The organism is Polaromonas sp. P1_G2, from assembly GCF_056405515.1.
In genome coordinates this window covers 1-408 of sequence record NZ_JBFUBY010001401.1, presented here as the reverse complement: position 1 = coordinate 408, position 408 = coordinate 1, and the positions used below count along the sequence as shown (strand labels likewise).

Genomic DNA, 408 nt, shown 5'->3' with positions numbered 1-408 from the left:
AAAGAGAGACGTGGACGGCGGGTGTCTGCGGTGACGGAAGGTCGAAAGGCTTGAAGTTACCGAAAGAGACTTTGGCCAGTCTACGTTTTGAAATGAGAAGACGAAAGCTCGATTTTGGTTGGTGTTCGCACTGATTGGGATTTTGAGTTTTTGAACTCTCGTCAATTTCGAGCGATGATGAAGGCTAATGATCAATTCTCAACTTGAGAGTTTGATCCTGGCTCAGRAYGAACGCTRGCGGCAGGCYTAAYACATGCAAGTCGAGCGCCCCGCAAGGGGAGCGGCAGACGGGTGAGTAACGCGTGGGAACGTACCCTTTTCTACGGAATAACGCATGGAAACGTGTGCTAATACCGTATGAGCCCTTCGGGGGAAAGATTTATCGGGAAAGGATCGGCCCGCGTTGGA

At 50.9% G+C, this 408-nt stretch carries 1 rRNA gene; it reads left to right on the top strand.

Annotated features, from left to right (window positions below):
- Positions 1-199: 199 nt before the first annotated feature.
- Positions 200-408, top strand: a 16S ribosomal RNA gene (locus AC1D0P_RS30770); the annotation flags it as partial.